The organism is Fructilactobacillus florum 8D, assembly GCF_000512295.1.
In the GTDB taxonomy this organism is placed as follows: Bacteria; Bacillota; Bacilli; order Lactobacillales; family Lactobacillaceae; genus Fructilactobacillus; species Fructilactobacillus florum.
Genome location: NZ_ALXG01000026.1, coordinates 1 through 16,059, shown reverse-complemented (window position 1 = coordinate 16,059; position 16,059 = coordinate 1). Strand labels below are relative to the sequence as shown.

The 16,059-nt window shown below is 40.9% G+C and carries 16 protein-coding genes and 1 riboswitch; of the genes, 6 read left to right on the top strand and 10 right to left on the bottom strand.

Translation table 11 applies throughout. The features are described 5' to 3' along the window. Positions 1-235: 235 nt before the first annotated feature. The 3 genes from B808_RS02710 to B808_RS02700 are packed head-to-tail and all read right to left on the bottom strand — an operon-like array spanning position 236 to position 2,801. Positions 236-727, bottom strand: a complete 492-nt coding sequence (locus B808_RS02710) for a phosphatidylglycerophosphatase A family protein (protein ID WP_035421785.1) — start codon at positions 725-727, stop codon at positions 236-238. A gap of 11 nt (positions 728-738) precedes the next feature. Then, complete coding sequence (locus B808_RS02705) at positions 739-1,392, bottom strand: energy-coupling factor transporter transmembrane component T family protein (protein ID WP_035421781.1); 654 nt, start codon at positions 1,390-1,392, stop codon at positions 739-741. Beyond that, a complete protein-coding gene (locus tag B808_RS02700) occupies positions 1,389-2,801 on the bottom strand; it encodes an ATP-binding cassette domain-containing protein (protein ID WP_035421778.1) in 1,413 nt (470 codons plus the stop codon). The genes B808_RS02705 and B808_RS02700 overlap by 4 nt, the downstream gene beginning before the upstream one ends. A gap of 66 nt (positions 2,802-2,867) precedes the next feature. After that, positions 2,868-2,957: riboswitch (TPP riboswitch) on the bottom strand. Between the two features lie 154 nt (positions 2,958-3,111). On the opposite strand from B808_RS02700, the gene B808_RS02695 reads away from it, so the two are divergent. Continuing rightward, entirely contained in the window at positions 3,112-3,645 is a 534-nt protein-coding gene (locus B808_RS02695) for a biotin transporter BioY (RefSeq protein WP_035421777.1), read from the top strand. A 173-nt stretch (positions 3,646-3,818) separates the two neighbouring features. Here the strand turns inward: B808_RS02695 and recA are convergent, their stop codons facing one another. Next, on the bottom strand, positions 3,819-4,919 hold the full coding sequence (gene recA / locus B808_RS02690; RefSeq protein ID WP_009166451.1) for a recombinase RecA: 1,101 nt from the start codon (positions 4,917-4,919) through the stop codon (positions 3,819-3,821). Between the two features lie 94 nt (positions 4,920-5,013). After that, the gene (locus B808_RS02685; protein WP_009166452.1) at positions 5,014-5,244 is read right to left on the bottom strand and encodes a hypothetical protein; all 231 of its coding nucleotides are present in this window, start codon (positions 5,242-5,244) and stop codon (positions 5,014-5,016) included. Between the two features lie 116 nt (positions 5,245-5,360). Between B808_RS02685 and B808_RS02680 the strand changes: the two genes are divergently transcribed. Genes B808_RS02680 through B808_RS02670 form a run of 3 tightly spaced genes read left to right on the top strand, consistent with a single transcriptional unit; the run spans position 5,361 to position 7,831 of the window. After that, positions 5,361-6,806, top strand: a complete 1,446-nt coding sequence (locus B808_RS02680; protein WP_035421774.1) for an APC family permease — start codon at positions 5,361-5,363, stop codon at positions 6,804-6,806. Between the two features lies 1 nt (position 6,807). After that, a complete protein-coding gene (locus B808_RS02675; protein ID WP_035421772.1) occupies positions 6,808-7,515 on the top strand; it encodes an AzlC family ABC transporter permease in 708 nt (235 codons plus the stop codon). Next, positions 7,502-7,831, top strand: a complete 330-nt coding sequence (locus tag B808_RS02670) for an AzlD domain-containing protein (protein ID WP_009166455.1) — start codon at positions 7,502-7,504, stop codon at positions 7,829-7,831. Before B808_RS02675 ends, B808_RS02670 begins: the two co-directional genes overlap by 14 nt. Positions 7,832-7,895: 64 nt before the next feature. Here B808_RS02670 and B808_RS02665 read toward each other — a convergent pair whose 3' ends face one another. The 3 genes from B808_RS02665 to B808_RS02655 form a co-directional block, all read right to left on the bottom strand. Continuing rightward, complete coding sequence (locus B808_RS02665) at positions 7,896-9,782, bottom strand: acyltransferase family protein (RefSeq protein ID WP_035421770.1); 1,887 nt, start codon at positions 9,780-9,782, stop codon at positions 7,896-7,898. 236 nt (positions 9,783-10,018) lie between these two features. Next, positions 10,019-10,987 carry an AEC family transporter gene (locus B808_RS02660; protein WP_009166457.1) on the bottom strand — a complete coding sequence of 323 codons (969 nt, stop codon included), beginning with the start codon at positions 10,985-10,987 and terminating at the stop codon, positions 10,019-10,021. A gap of 130 nt (positions 10,988-11,117) precedes the next feature. Next, on the bottom strand, positions 11,118-11,717 hold the full coding sequence (locus B808_RS02655) for a nitroreductase family protein (protein ID WP_035421767.1): 600 nt from the start codon (positions 11,715-11,717) through the stop codon (positions 11,118-11,120). 188 nt (positions 11,718-11,905) lie between these two features. On the opposite strand from B808_RS02655, the gene B808_RS06360 reads away from it, so the two are divergent. After that, on the top strand, positions 11,906-12,685 hold the full coding sequence (locus B808_RS06360) for a DUF4097 family beta strand repeat-containing protein (RefSeq protein ID WP_051393794.1): 780 nt from the start codon (positions 11,906-11,908) through the stop codon (positions 12,683-12,685). A gap of 42 nt (positions 12,686-12,727) precedes the next feature. Here the strand turns inward: B808_RS06360 and B808_RS02645 are convergent, their stop codons facing one another. Then, positions 12,728-14,065 carry a serine hydrolase gene (locus B808_RS02645; RefSeq protein ID WP_035421765.1) on the bottom strand — a complete coding sequence of 446 codons (1,338 nt, stop codon included), beginning with the start codon at positions 14,063-14,065 and terminating at the stop codon, positions 12,728-12,730. A gap of 227 nt (positions 14,066-14,292) precedes the next feature. Beyond that, positions 14,293-15,312, bottom strand: a complete 1,020-nt coding sequence (locus B808_RS02640; RefSeq protein WP_035421764.1) for an acyltransferase — start codon at positions 15,310-15,312, stop codon at positions 14,293-14,295. Positions 15,313-15,459: 147 nt separating this feature from the next. Between B808_RS02640 and B808_RS02635 the strand changes: the two genes are divergently transcribed. After that, positions 15,460-16,059: KxYKxGKxW signal peptide domain-containing protein (locus tag B808_RS02635; RefSeq protein WP_035421763.1), on the top strand; the 600-nt coding region annotated here is incomplete at its 3' end.

The window sequence follows — 16,059 nt, the reverse complement described above, 5'->3', positions numbered from 1 at the left end:
ACTGCATCGGCGGGGAAGACGGTCAAGTAAAAGGAACCAGACCTGACAAAGTTTAATGAAAAATAAATGATCCAGCTGATGTGAAAAACGAGGGGCAGATTTAACAAATTTTTAGTAATTATTATTATTTATGCTGAATGGCCGGCTTGATTTTTTGGGGTGCCGACAGTTCAAACAGACTGGTACTTATATAAAGGAGTATTTTCACTGGAAACTCCACTGGGGAATCAGCGAGTTAGGACTGCTGATGAGCAATTTTGGCGGCGACGGCTGCGGCCACTCCTGCCACTAAGTCATCAGTAAAGGTGTTGACACAGTGCTGGTTGTGATCAAGATTATGCAGAATGCCACGTTTATAAAGATCAAGCTCATTAAAATTAGTCATGCCAATGGTGCCATACCACGTGGCGATGCCAAGGGCCAGGGTTTCGTCAGTACCGAAGACCCCTAGATCATGAGCGCTAATTGCCTGAAGTGGTTCTTGAAGCTCATGCTGAGTAGCTGCTTTATCAAGGGCGAAGCCGACTAGCATTCGATTAAGGACCTCTGGTTGGTGTAATAGTTCGATAACCATGGTTTTAATGGTAGCAAAGGCAGGAACCGGACTATATTGTTGTTGTAATGCTTGGGCAAGGCTGGCAATGTCGGCAATGGTGATGTGTTGTTTTGCCAGTTGTGAAATGATGTTTTGATAGGCAGTCGTGTAGGGATAAGATGATTTATTCATGAACCGGCTCCTTAATGACAAAAGATGATGATACATTGGACTGCGCCCAAAATGATGAGGCTCAGACTCCAATCTAATTTAGTAACGATGGGTTTAGAAAAATGAGTTCGAGGTTCATTTTCTACGAATCCCTGTGACTGCATTGCTAGGGATAGGTTATTTGACCAATTAATTGCTAGGATAAGGGCTTTGAAATAGAGGGTTGGTTGCCAAGGGTGCAGGGTTTTTCCACGCATATTACCGTTGGCACGAATTACTTTGATTTCATAGCGGAGTCGGGGTAATAAATTAAGTGCCGCTAGAATTCCGTAAATAAACTTAGCCGGTACATGTAAATTTTGTTCAAGCGCATGGGCGAGATTAATGGGTGAGGTGGTTAAGGAGAAACTAAGACCAAGAAATACATAGGCATACAAACGGGAAAATAAGATGATGCCGCGATAGAAGCCATGACTGCCACCGTAATATAACTGTGATAAAAAAATGCCGAGAGCCGGTAGCAATGCCAGCAAGCTGATAAATAAAAAAGTTTTCAAATGCAGGTGTTGCCAAAATAAAATCGCCAGCGCCCCAATGATTACCGCAATGTTCAAGCTTAGATTTGCTACCAAAGAGATTTCTAGGGCGATGATAAAAACGAGCATTAATCTAATTGCTGAATTCATAGGAGGCCCTCCTGATAAGACAAGTGTTGTTGCTGAAGATGGACATGATACTGAAAAAAATGATGCTGTTCAGTAAGCTGATGGCTAACAATGATTAAACTTCTACCTCTGGTACTGAAATGTTTTTGTAAGATTTCTTCGAGGGAAAAAATGGAGGCGACATCAAGTCCAGCAAAGGGTTCATCTAATAAGAGGACCTCAGGATCACGAATCAGTAACAGCAAGACTTGTAGTTTTTTTTGTTGTCCACCACTAAGTTGGTAGACAACTTGGTCTTGGGTGTCAGTAAGCTTCAGCTCCGTAAGCACCGTTTGGATTTTGGCAGTCGTCCAGTAGGTTGACAACCGGTGCCGGTAGGCTAATTCTAGTTCTTCTTGGACGGTAACAGCGAGGAATTGGCTTTCAGCTTGTTGAAAGACTAAGGCTAACTGGTGGTAGAGTTGTTGGGACTTGAATTTTTGCAGTGGTCGCTGTTGAAACAAAATTGTGCCATGATAGTCAGTTAAACGGCTAAGCGATTTTAACAGGGTTGATTTCCCACTGCCACTGGCCCCGGTTAATAAGGTAACTCCCGGATAAAAGCGAAAAGAGCGCGCCTGAATTAGTAAGCGCTGGGATCGAAGTAGTTCAAACTGCAAGAGTTCAAAAGTTGGGAGTTGCCGCAAAGCTGGAAGGGAAAACTTAAGGGGAACCGGTTGGTGCTGTTTTAAAATTACGGAAATTTGTTGCGGAGCGCTGGCAACCACAGTCTGTCGTTGCGAATCAACTGTAAAGAGTTTGTCTGCAAGGCCCTGATAGCCATTTAAGTCATGATCAGCAATGATAATGGTTTTGTGATAGTTGGTTTTTAATTCCACTAGTTTCGCTAAAATGGCTTGTTTAGCCATCGGATCAATGCTAGCAAAGGGTTCATCGAGTAGCATAATCTGGGAGTCTAAAGCGACCATAATTGCCAAAACCACCTTTTGTTTTTCACCACCGGAAAGGCTAATAATTTGTCGCTCACAAAGTTCAGGAATCTCACAAAAAGCTAGTGCATTCGTAATTTTATCTCTGATAGCACTAGCTGGAACTTGGATGTTTTCCAGTGCAAAGGTGAGTTCTTCTTGGACGGTTTGCATGACAAATTGCTGGTTGGGGTCTTGAAACATCATGCTAACTAGCGGGGTTCGCTCAGATGGTTTGACCGCAGTGATGGCGCGTTGACCGAGATAAATTTTGCCGGTAGTAGTTTTCCAGTTACTCGGAGCTAAACCGGCAATCATTTTGAGAATTGTCGACTTTCCACATCCAGATGGACCAGTTAAAAGAGAGAGGTTGTGGTCAGGAAACGTGCAGGTCATATTTTTAAATAAGGGTTTTTGGTTTTTATATTTAAAAGTAAAGTTGTCAATTTTAACATTTGGCATCGCAGTTCCTCCAATAAAAAAACCGTTTCCATAAGCAGGAAACGGCTGAGTTTAATTTAATTAGACAACGGCATGTCAATCATTACCTCCGCTAGCATTACCTAGATCAGGTTCAACGGGTATAATCTCAGCCACTTGGCACCCCAGTTATTTAATTACCATAATTATATCAGGTTTAGTCCAAATGTGACAGGTTGTGGGAATTGTCAGGGAGCAAAGCTGATGAGGGCGCTAATTGGGAACAGAGTTCGTTATTAGCAACCGATGTTTGTTACATTAATAGCCACGAATCCAAAAAAGAGGTTATCATATGAGATTAAAAGAAGTTACCTATTGTGGGGCAATGGTGGCAGTAATTGCTTTGTTAGGAATTATTCCACCGTTTCCACTGCCAGGCTTACCCGTGCCCATTTCTTTGCAGACAACCGGAATTATGTTAGCTGGGAGCTTGTTAGGGAAAAAGCTAGGAACCATCAGTGTGCTGATTTTTTTACTAATGGTTTCCCTAGGGTTGCCGCTATTGACGGGCTTTCGCGGAGGTTTTGCGGTTTTTCTTGGACCGACGGCTGGTTATTTGTTTAGTTGGCCAATTTGTGCCTTTTTAATTGGCTGGTTGGGCGAAAAATTACCAATTCCAGCGGTTTTTTGGCGCTTTTTGGGAGCCAATTTACTTGGTGGGATGGTCGTAATGAACCTAATCGGTTTGTTAGGATTAGTGTTATTGCAAAATCTACCATTGGCGCACGCATTTTGGGGTAGTTTGATTTTTTATCCTGGTGATGCGCTCAAGGCGGTTGTGGTTGCAATGGTTACGCAACAATTGGTAGGTCGGATTAAACTTTGAGATGTGAGGGTGTTAGCTGTGGTGGTCAAATTTTTTTATTTGGGGCGAAATTTAGGTAAGAAAAAAGGTTTTATTCCAATATGACTATCGGAATAAAACCAGAAAATTAGATGTTGCTTTTTATCAGATGTTCTAATGCTGAATGCTTGTTATGCATTAACTATAAAATGAAATTAAAGATCTAACGATTGCTCGGTTTCATCGGTTGGTTTGTCTGCCTTTGTTTGGGAAGCCGGTTCCGTCGCAGGTTGCTCTGGTTCCGCTTCAATTCCATAGGCCACGCGAACCTTGTGAGTAATTTCGTCCACGAGTTCTGGACGGTCTTTTAGATTAGCGACGGTTTTATTTAATCCCTGTCCTAAGCGCTCTTCACCGTATGAATACCAAGATCCAGATTTGTTAATAATATCCTGCTCAACAGCTAGGTTGACCATATCTGCAATTGGCTCAATACCATGACCAAAACTCATCAGAGTTTGTACGGTCTTAAACGGAGGAGCAACCTTGTTTTTAGCGACTTTAATCTTGGTTTCCTTACCAACCACTTCTTGTCCCTCTTTGGACTGTTTACTCCCACTAACACGGAGACGAACACTAGAATAAAACTTAAGTGCGCGACCGCCGGGAGTGGTTTCGGGGTTACCGAACATAACACCGACTTTTTCGCGTAGTTGGTTAATAAAGATGACCACGGTATTGGTTTTGTTAATATTAGCGGTTAATTTTCGTAATGCTTGCGACATGAGGCGGGCCTGTAAGCCAACATGAGAATCCCCAATATCGCCTTCAATTTCTGATTTAGGGACTAGGGCTGCTACAGAATCGACCACCACTAAATCAATAGCACCAGAGCCAATTAGTGCGTCAGCAATTTGCAAACCCTCCTCACCAGTTCCTGGCTGGGAAAGCAGTAAATCATCGATATTAACGCCGAGGGCCTTGGCATATTCTGGATCCAATGCATTCTCAGCATCGATATAGGCAGCAGTGCCACCGTTCCCTTGAACGGAGGCGACGGTTTGTAACGCAATGGTTGTTTTACCAGATGATTCGGCACCAAAGATTTCAACAACTCGACCACGAGGAAACCCACCAATCCCTAGGGCGATATCTAATGATAGGATTCCAGTGGAAATGGCATCAACGGCAGTATTAGGGGATTCGCCCATCCGCATGATGGCACCTGTTCCGAATTCTTTTTTGATCTGTTTTAAAGCCTTATCTAACTCAGCCTGCCTAGCATCCTGAGCATTTTTCTTTGGGGTTGCGGCCATAAAAACACCTCTCTTTTACAAAATGTGAACATATGTTTGGGATCTCAATAAACTCATTCTACGCTATTAGTTACGAAAAACCAAGTCGAAACGACTAGAGTTTTTTCTTAATCTCGTAGGGTTTGGTGGTGTTGGCATCAGTTTCGGCGGCACTAGTTAAAAAGATATCAAATGATTGGTTTTGTGTACCATGTACGACGATTACATTTGCATCGCCAAGATTTTGATGCTGGTTACGATAGATTTGAGCGCTACGCACGGCTTCTTGATAGTCTTGAAAATTACCCAGTGAATTGCCAGGATTGAAAAAAATAGTTTCGGACATAAGAATTACCACCTTTCTAAACCAATTATACCGTATTTAAAATTAACTGTATCTTTATTAAAAGTTTACATTTATAATTATAAGAAATATTTTAGCAAGCAAGCAGGAGAATTGAAATGCATCATTTATGGCAACAAATTACACGTAAAGAAGATCCGCAAAGATTACAAAATCATGATGCACAGTTAGAAGCACACATGACGACGAAAGATTTGTTGGGTTTAGGTTTAGGAATGGTGGTTGGAACGGCAATTTTTACGCTACCGGGGATTGTAGCAGCAGAACATACCGGCCCGGCTGTAGCCCTTTCCTTTATCGTGGGGGCTTTGGGAGCCGGGCTAGCGGCCCTAGCCTATGCTGAAATGGCAGCTACTTTACCGGTAGCTGGTTCGGCATTTTCGTGGATTGGAGTGTTGTTTGGTGAGGGGTTTGGCTGGATTGCTGGTTGGTTAATGCTATCGGAGTATTTTTTGGCAATTACCTTTGTGGCTTCCGGCTGGTCGGCCTACGTTCAGGGCTTTTTAGGGGAATTTGGGTTTCACCTGCCGGCTTTTTTATCTTCAGGATATAATCCTAAAACTGGTGGGGTTTTTGATATTTTTGCTGCGTTGGCGATTATTTTAGTGGCGATCTTACTAACTAAGCGCTTGCGAGGAGTTAATCGGGTTGAGAATTTGTTGGTAGTTTTAAAAATTGCAGTAGTGCTGCTCTTTGTAATCGTTGGAATAACTGCAATTCATCCCGAAAATTATCATCCATTTCTTCCAGCCCACAAACCAGGCACTTCCTTTGGAGGAGTGACCGGCGTGATGGCCGGGGCTGCTCAGATTTTCGTGGCCTATGGAGGCTTTGATGTGATTGCCTCGAATACAGCAGAAACTAAGGATCCTGGAAAAAACATGCCACGTGGAATTTTAGGAACGCTTTTGATCGGAAGTAGCTTGTTTGTGGCGGTTTCATTGGTATTAGTCGGGATGTTTAGTTATCAAAAATATGCCAATAACCCAGAGGCTTCTGCTTGGGCCTTACGCCAATCCGGGCATCTACTTACTGCCAATTTACTAGCGGTAGTGGCGATTGTCGGCATGTTTGCTTCCCTGATTGGCACCCAGTTAGCAAGTTCGCGCCTAGTCTATGCCTTTGGCAGGGACGGCATGTTACCAAAGCGTCTGGGTCGCATTAATCACAATCATTTACCAATCAATGCTTTGTTGGTTGTTACCATTGCGGCTGTGGTTGTCGGTTCAATGTTACCCTTCACCTTTTTAGCTAATTTGGTTTCTGCTGGGACGTTAATTTCGTTTATCTTTGTTGCACTTGGAATCTATGCGTTGCGTCCCCGTGAGGGAAAAGATTTACCACTTCCCAAGTTCAGAATGCCATTTTACCCCGTCTTACCAGGAATTTCAGTACTGGTCTCACTAGCAATTTTTCTGGAGTTAAGTTCAGATGCCAAAACGTTAACTGCCGTTTGGTTTGTGATCGGGGTTGTAATTTATCTGTTATACGGTAAAAAACATTCTAGCAATGCGACGGAAACAGAGCCAAAGGAGTTGAAATAATGTGAATAGCAGTTTAACTGCCAAAACAGGAATGAAGGATACGATTCCCACCCTTGCTGGGTACATTGGAGTTGGTTTAGCTTTTGGAGTAGTAGCGAAGGCAGCTGGTTTGAGTGTATTTGTGATTATTTTAATGTCAGTGGTTACTTACTCAGGAGCTGCGCAGTTTGTGATTGTTAGTATGCTGCTGGCCGGGAGCACCTTTTTTGCAATTTTAACGTCCGTTTTTTTATTATCAACACGGATGTTTTTGATGGGCATGACAGTCGCTCCCTTTTTAAACCAGGAATCAATGACGAGAAATATTATCTTAGGATCTCTATTGACCGATGAAACCTTTGCATTGAGTATGAATAAATTAAACTATACGAACCGAACCTTGTCATTTCCATGGCTTAATGCGGCTAATCTGTTAGCATATAGTACTTGGATTGTTGCTTCGGGGTTTGGCGGAGCATTGGGAAGCTTGATTCCAAACCCCAGCCAGTTCGGAATGGATTTTGCTTTCTTGGCGATGTTTATTGGGCTCTTATATTTGCAAGTGGCGGCTGATCGAACGATTAGTTTAACGCTACAATTGATTATGATTTTAATTGTTTTGGGGCTAGTTTATGTTGGTTTGATTTTGATTCCCAGTAACTTATTATTAATCATCGTGACCTTAATCGGTTGCGGAATGGGGGTGGCTTTAAAGCATGCCTTCTTTTAATTTTTTATTGTTAGTGATACTGGGGTGTGGAGCGGTAACTCTATTAACTCGAGTGATCCCATTTATCATCTTAAAAAAGATTAACTTGCCACTTGGAGTTGTTCAATTTTTGAGCTTTGTTCCAATTGTAATTATGGCAACGCTTTGGTTTGAGGGGCTGTTTATTCAACATTTAGGTCATTTGCCAACCATCAACTGGCTTAATGTTGCTGCTTCGGTTCCAACGGTTATTTCTGCAGTGATTAGCAAAAACCTCTTGGTAATTGTGATTGTTGGCATGATTTCTTTGGCACTTTTACGGGTGCTGTTGTCCTAGTGCTGATTGAAATGGCCAAAATAAAAACCAGTTGATTTAGATTTATTTCTAAATCAGCTGGTTTTTATTTTTGAGCTGGTTTTAAAACATTTTTAGCAATAAAACTCGCATATTTGCTAGATCCAGATTGCGTGGGGTGGGTTTGATCGGAAGCGAGTAAGCCGGAATGATGACTAATGTATTCATTCCAATTAATAATTCGGAGATTGCGATATTGTTTTTCTGCAGCAGCTAGCTGCATATTGACAGAATTTTGCCATGGCTGGGTGGGAACGTGGACGTTAATCCAAAATACCTGACGCTTATCTCCGATAATTTGCATGATCTCATTGATCGTATCAGCGGTCACGTTACCGTTGGTACCTAATCCAATGATTACATTTTTACCAAGGAGACCACGATCTGACAAGCTTTTAATTGTTGGAATACCAGCTTCTGCTTGACGAGCGACCTGGGCATCAATGTAGAGTTTTGGGAAGATGGCCTGCAAATCATCACGACCAGCTAGCATCACCGAATCTCCAATTGCACTGCCGGAAAGATTTTGCGCTACAGTTAGTTGTTTTGCTGTCAATCCATTTTTCTTAACGGCTTGTTGGTCTCGTTTTGATCGTTGAACGGCCTTCCCCTTTTTTATCTTTTGGGCGAGTGCTTGATTATGTTGTTTTTCGACATTAGCATTTTTTTGAATTCTTTGGGCTAGTTGGGAATGGTTAGCCTGCTTAGGATTAATGGTGGTAGACTGGACAATTCCAAAGAGACCGATGATGGCGATGATACTCAGAATTAAACTTTGCCAAGTTAGCCGGGGGAGCAACTTGAGAAGTTGAGAAAACCAGCGCTGATAGTCATAATGACTGAAGGGAACTTGAACAAAGCGATACGACAATTCTGAGATGCTGATAATTAACAGCAATTCGATTAGAGCATAGCTAATGGGATGGTTGGCAACGTTCTTAAACCGAGCTGTAAAGAAGACAAACACGGGTAGTTGATAAACGTAAATTTCATAGCTACGCGAACCAAGCCAATTGAAAACGGGATTAGTTAAGAACCGATTCCAGTGACTAGTGTTAGCTATAACAGCCCACATTAACAGCACGGTAAAAATTGAAAATAGCAACATCCCACCATGGTATAGAAAGGCGGACTGGGCATGAACCGTCAAACCTAGAATTAGCATACCGCTTAGCCCAATGAGACCGACAATATCAAAGAAAAGCACTTGGTGTTGTTCAAAGTGCTGAAGTTTCCGCTTGCTGGGCCAAACCATTGCTAATGCGGCACCTAAGAGAAGAGAGAACATCCGAGTATCAGTTCCATAATAAATTCGACTAGGATCAGTTCCTGGTTTGAAAAGCAAGGCCATCAAAATAACGGAGATAATTGATATTCCGATGGTAATCAAGAGAAGTCCGCGATAAGGGCTGTGATGCGGTCGAGAAGATCCTGATAACGATAATCCTAAAATTACAATTAGGGGCCAGACAAGGTAAAATTGACCCTCGATGGAAAGCGTCCACAGATGAGTAAAGGGAGACTGAGTGCCAGCGAATTGCTGAAAATATGACTGTCCGTTGGCGATTTCGTACCAATTGTAAACATAGCTGAGGTTGGTAACGACGCTTTGCCACAGATTTGCTAGCAAGTTTGACTGAAAAATAGTGATGAAAGTGGTTGTCAGCAGTAACATTACTATCAGAGTTGGATAAAGCTTCTTAAGCCGCTTGTACCAAAAATGGCCATAACGAAATTTTCCCGTGGTTTCATATTCATGAAGCAAGTGATCGGTAACCAAATAACCAGATAGGGTCATAAAGACGGGAACTCCTAGGTAACCGCCACTAAAGATGGTTGGATTTAAGTGGTAAAGAATGACGCCAATAACTGCTAACGCCCGCATTCCAGTAAATCCGGTAATGAATCGATTTTTTGAAAGCTTAGGTTCCATGATTGAAAATCCTCAATAGTTAGAATTATGTAATCGTAAAAATTTGATTGCAAGTTGCTTTAATCACATCTAATTATACGATATTTATTGGTCTGTACGGGGGAGTGGAGTTAAATCTAAGGGAAAAATAAATAACCGTTCTTTCTGATTGATGATATGGGGATTTTCATCCAGTTAAATGGCAACAATTAAAAAAAGGACCACTGCAACTAAGCAGTGGTCCTTTTTTGCTAGATTTAAATAAAATTAATGATAACCATGATGATGGGAACAACGACAATGAAGAGTACGGAAGACGTAACCACAATGTTTGTGGCAAATTTGACATCACCATGATAAGTGTCAGCGAGAATGGGAAGCACGGAAAGTGCTGGAGTAGCTGACTGGATAATGAGAGTTTTCTGGAAGGTACTAAGCATTTGGATACCAAAGACTTTTAGTCCAATTAAAATGATAATTCCCATGATGATGGGAGAAATAACGAATCTCCCTAGTAAGGTCAGTACCACATCTCGATCCAGCCGCATATTTTTAAGTCCAAAGCTACGGAGCATAATTCCAATATAGATTAATGCTAGTGGAGTTACTAGCCCTCCAATACTAGTTAAGGTACTGGTAACAAAGTGGGGTAATTGAGTAGCCGCTTGTGGCCAAAAGAAAATAAACGGCAATGCAACAATGAATCCCCAGAGTGGCACTGGTAGCAAGTGGTGCCAGTCGAATTTGACTTTTTGATTGGTGGGATCATCAGCAGCAATGATCCAGACGCCAACGGTCCAGATCACGATTGTATTGACGATGTAATAGACCAATAAATATGGGACAGATGGTTCTCCAAACAGTGCGACGTTCAAGGGTAGCCCAATGAAAACGGTGTTAGCCCCGTTAATGGCAGTCATCATTAGACCTCGACGTCCAGGTTTTACCTTGAATAATTTAGTTTCGAGCCAAGCTAAGAGATAGCCAATAATAATGGCTAAAATGACGTAGATTAAACCAGTTGAAAGAGTCGCTAACTGAGCTGGTTTGAACTTTTCCAGCATGGCCATGAAAATGGAAGCTGGTAGAGCAATGTTCATAATTAGTTTGGAAAGAGCTCCTGAAAACTTATCATCAAACCAACCCTTGCCCTGGCAGATATAACCAATGACAATCATAATCATGATTGAGAGTACACTTTGAATCGATGTCCAAAAAATTGTCATAATTTTGCTTCCTAATAGTTAAATTATTCCCGTTATTTTATTGGGAACAAATTTAGTTTACCACAAATAAACGAAGCAATTGTCATTTAGCTTTAGCACGTGGAATATTTATTTAAAAAGCAAATTTGGACTATTTGATGAGCCGAAAGCGTTGATTATCAGCAACATAATCCTTCGTAGCAGCAGGGGCTTCAATCGAGCCAAATGGCATTTCTGCCCGAAGCCGCCAATTTTTCGGAATTTCAAATTCACGTTGCACTGCTTCGTCGATCAGTGGATTATAGTGCTGATTGGAAGCACCGATTCCCATCTCCGCTAGTGCCATCCAAACCGCATAGTCGGCAATGCCTAGTCCCTGTTCGGACCAGTCATAAAAGTTCTCTGCATAGTTAGGGACGTCCGCTTCCAGTTTCTTGATCACGTCAGTATCTGTAAAGAGCATTACGGTGCCAAATCCAGATTTAAACGAGTTGTTGATTTTGTCGGACGTTTTTTGGAAAGCTGCTTCACTTTTTGCAATTGCATGTAGTTGCTCTAAAGTGATTTCCCATAGTTTCTGGTGAGCAGTACCGGTTAGAACAACTGCTCTAACTGATTGCGAATTAAAACTGGTAGGGGCCTCACGGACGGCCTTTTTAACAACATTGAAGATTTCTTCGGGGGTTTGAGATAACTTGTTTCCAAGGGCATAGATCGAACGGCGCTGTTGTTGTAATTCATAAAAATTCATTGGTAAGACTCCTTTAGATGGTTAAATTTGTTTCTAAGCCATTGTAACTGGTTTATCTTTGAAAATGCATGTGATTTGCTTACTTTTTATAAGTTGTGTAATTTGGTGCGCTTTTAGGTGCAATTGAAATGATGGTAATGTAAAATAGACACGTGTCTATTTTTTGTTGATGAAAGGATGAGGTTTTAATGAAAAAACATGGAATTTGTAGTAAAGCTGGTTTGGTTGCGATCGGGGTAGGGCTATTTATGTTGCTGACCTTCGGACAATCATCAAGCGCTTCTGCTAAAACAACGCAACAATCGGTGGCGTCCTTTAACAAGGTAAAGGTTAATCTAGTTAGTAATGATTTAAAAATAACTACCGGGGATCATTTTAGTGTTAAGACTACTAATGACAAACGCTTGAAACCACGGATTGAAGTTAAGGATGGAACTTTGCAAATTAAAGCTTCCAAGAAGCAAGCACAGGCTAACCAGCACAATAAGTGGGCTACTGTGGAGATTACGTTGCCAAAGGGTCAGCAATTAGAAAATTTGGAGTATCAAAACGTTAATGGCGATCTATATGTCGATCAACAAGAGATTGATAAAGCCAATCTTGAGTCTAATACTGGTTCGGTAAAAATCAAACGAAGTACTATCAATCAGGGGTCGACCGTTAGCTTGGATAATGGGGGTTTGACGATCACTAAGGGTCGCTTAGAAGGAGGAGTCTTTAACCTTAAAAATGGTAATTTGCAGATGCATAATGTGAGTCAGCGAGGGACTACTAAAATATCCAATAAAAATGGTGATAATGAAGTTATTGGGGCAAATCGTAAATCCGGGTATGCTTTGAAAACTAACAATGGTACGAACAAGTTATTTAAAAAGACTACCGATGATCATCAGCTGACCCAGAAATCGAAAAATAGCAATCAATTGAGTTTGACAAACGAAAATGGTGATAACACTATCAAGGAATAATAATCAAAAAAGCAGCCCACCGGATAGGTAGGGCTGCTTTTTTTATGAGCGATTTAGATGACGATGGCGATATTTCCAGAATTGGTAAAGTAGCCAGCCGAGCAAGCAAACTAATAACAGTAGTTCCAAAAAGCCAAGCAACATTTTAGAAATATTGACCGGGTTACTAGTTACAAAAACAACATTTGTAGTTAGTTGATTATGTGGTAGTAGGGGGAAAGGAGGTTGATTTTTAATCAGTAATTTACCAATAATCTGATTTTTAAGAATGGGTGCTAATGGGGTTTGAAAAATCTTGCCATGTTCATTAGTAACAAAATCTGTTTTTAATTTGTCTCCGACGGGCAACCAATATGTTTTGGATTCGGCTGGTTTAATTGCTGTGGTGGTTTTTTTCCCGTTGGGGATGTTGATACTTTTGGTCGGTAGAGCATTCCTACTCGCCGAATGGGGTTGTAATTTTTGTTTAATTTGTTGCAGTAAACGCTCGGTTTGTGAGAACCGTTCTCCTTTCGGTGCATCTAAGATTACCGTAATAATTCGAGTTTGTTTTTGGGCTCCTGTACTAACAAGACTTTCACCAGTGGCATTAGTACCAGTCTTGAGTCCATCGATTTTAAACGGTTGACTGCTTCCAATTAGTTTATTTGTATTTTGATAATTTTGAGTCTCCCAGTGAAGTTGGGGTTGGTTAGTAATTTGGAGAACCTGGGGATATTTTTTTATAAGTTGTTGGCTTAGAATAGCCATTCCAGTTGCCGACATCTGATTAGTAGTCGTTGGTTTTAACTTAGGATTGCTTAGTGAACCAAGCTCTTGATTGTTTAGACCACAAGCATTGTAAAGTTTAGCGTCTTTGATTCCCAATTTTTGAGTAGTTCGTTGCATCAGCTTGGCAAAATTATTGGAATTACCAGCGATCCGATTGCCGAGCGCCATCGCAGCGGCATTTGCTGAACAAATCAAGCTGGCATTTAAAAGGTCTCGGACGGGATAACTTTTCCCAGCTTGCAGTGGGACGTTGGTAAAGTTTGTATTTTGACTCAGCTGAGCCTCTGCCGGCGAGATTTTTACGGGAGTGTCCCAGTGTAAATGTTGGTGCTGAATTTCATTTAAGACAATGTAGGTTGTAACTAACTTGCTAAGCGAAGCAATTGGAACGAGATGGTCTGGGACTTTTTGGTAAATAATTTGACCACTAGTGGCATCGATAGCGAGGGCACTTTTGGCAGTGATACTTGCATCCTGCGCAAGCACCGGATTAGCCGGTTGGGCATGAGAAATAATAACGTTGGTTGTACTAATTGCCACTATCGTGGTTAGCAAACAAATAAAAACATGAGTTAGGGAAAACTTTTTAATGAAGACCAAAGCAATCATTCCTTTACAGTAAAATTTAAGGACGAATTATTAATTTACTATGTATGTAATAATGCTAATAATTAGATAACACCTATAACATTAGCATAGGGGTAGTTTTTGGTAAAGGGTCTCAGGTTTACTTAGGTTAAATCCAACTAGAAAAAAGTCCCGATCCTTAATCCTAACGTATCCAGGATTAAGGATCGGGACCAAACCGTGTAAATGTAAGTTATATTAATAATTTACTAGGGTAAAATAAAACGCAACCATTTAAATTTTTTGGCGTTATAAATTAACAAGGCACAGATAATATAAGTAATTACTGGCATGATCCAAACATAGCTAAAACTGGTATAGCTGACCTTGAAAATCTTCTCAAAAAGATGATAGAACAACGGATGTAAAATGTAGATTCCAAGACTAGTTGAAGCTAGTTTGGCAACGAAAGTAGCATGCTTATTAAGAAAATCACTCTTTTCTGCGCCTTTTTTGATAATTAAATAGATCCCCGTTGCGTAAAAGAATATGAACAACCCATTTCCGGCGAGTTTACCAAAATTCAAAAGATTCAAACAAATCGATATTAACAGCGCAGTTATACCCGCTCCCATTAAAATTCGTTGAAAATTTTCAGAGAAGTAGTTCGCTTTAATTAGGTAACCTAAAATGAAAAAACTAACGAACGAAGATGCGATTGGATTGATCTGGACGCCGTTTTCACCACCAATTAACTTGATTTTAAAAAGGGTGGCAATAAAGGGATACAGATAGCCACCAACGAAACCTAAGCCAGCTAGGTAGCATAATATTTTTTTGTGGTTATCTGCAAGAATGGCTAAGACGGGGGTAAGTAAGTATAGCAAGATGATGGCATAAAAGAACCAGAAAATATTTATAATATTGTTATTCAAAAAGCTAACGATAAAGTCACTGATACTGGGATTGTGGTGTGGAATTGGACCAGGAAAAGCAGTTTCTCTGATGTCATATAGATACCACAAAATGCTCCATGCAACTAGAGGAATCCCGACGCGTTTCCAGCGTTTGATTAGGAAAGTCTTGGTAGAATACTTTTGTCGATAGTCTAACAGCATTGCTCCGGAATTCATGAAAAATAGATAAACCGCTGGAATAAAGATCAATTGGATGATCCCATTTTTCAAGACCTGTCCATTAGTGTAAGAATACTGGGATGAATGTAGCATTAAAACAGAAAAAATTGCAATAATGTTAATAACATCGATGTAAATGATTCTTTTTTTCATTATAAGTTCCTATTTGTTGGTATTTTAATATAGTTTTAATACAACTGTAACAATCGCTTGTTAACAGTATATTATGATGTAAATTGTATAGAAAATATCAAAATTGTCAACTTAATAAATTACAATGTTAGCCAAATGGAGGCGTTTATGTTTTCTGATAATCGGGAAAAGAAGACAAGGTTCAAGATGTATAAAGCTGGTAAAGTATGGGTAGTTGCAGGAGCTACCTTTGTGACACTACTGGGGCTAGGAAATTTGGCTAGTCATGCTGATGATAGCAACCCAACTAATAAGATACAGCCAGCTCAAGTCACGACGCCGAAAGGTGAAGCGGTTGCGTCCAATCAGCCAGCGACTGCGCAAGTAGTTTCTGAACAGCAGTCCACTTCATCTACGTCCAAGCAAACTTCGGACGATTTAGCTAGCCAGACTAGTGCACCAGCTGAACAAAAAACGCCGGAATCACCTGCACCTGAGCAGACCACACCTCAGAATGATGATTCTCAACCGACAGCTAATAACGAAAAAAATGAGCAACAGGATCAGAATAATGATCGATCTCAAAATAACAGTGTTGAAAAAAATAGTTCTGATGCAAATAGCCATGAGCAACCGGTGGCTAAGCAAGATGATGATCAAGCCGGAGAGCAATCTGCTCAAGAAACAAACCAACCTAGCTCTTCTGATTCTCAGCAACCAACGACAAATGAGCAGTCAGAACAAGCTAAACCAGAGGTAGCTGCTGAA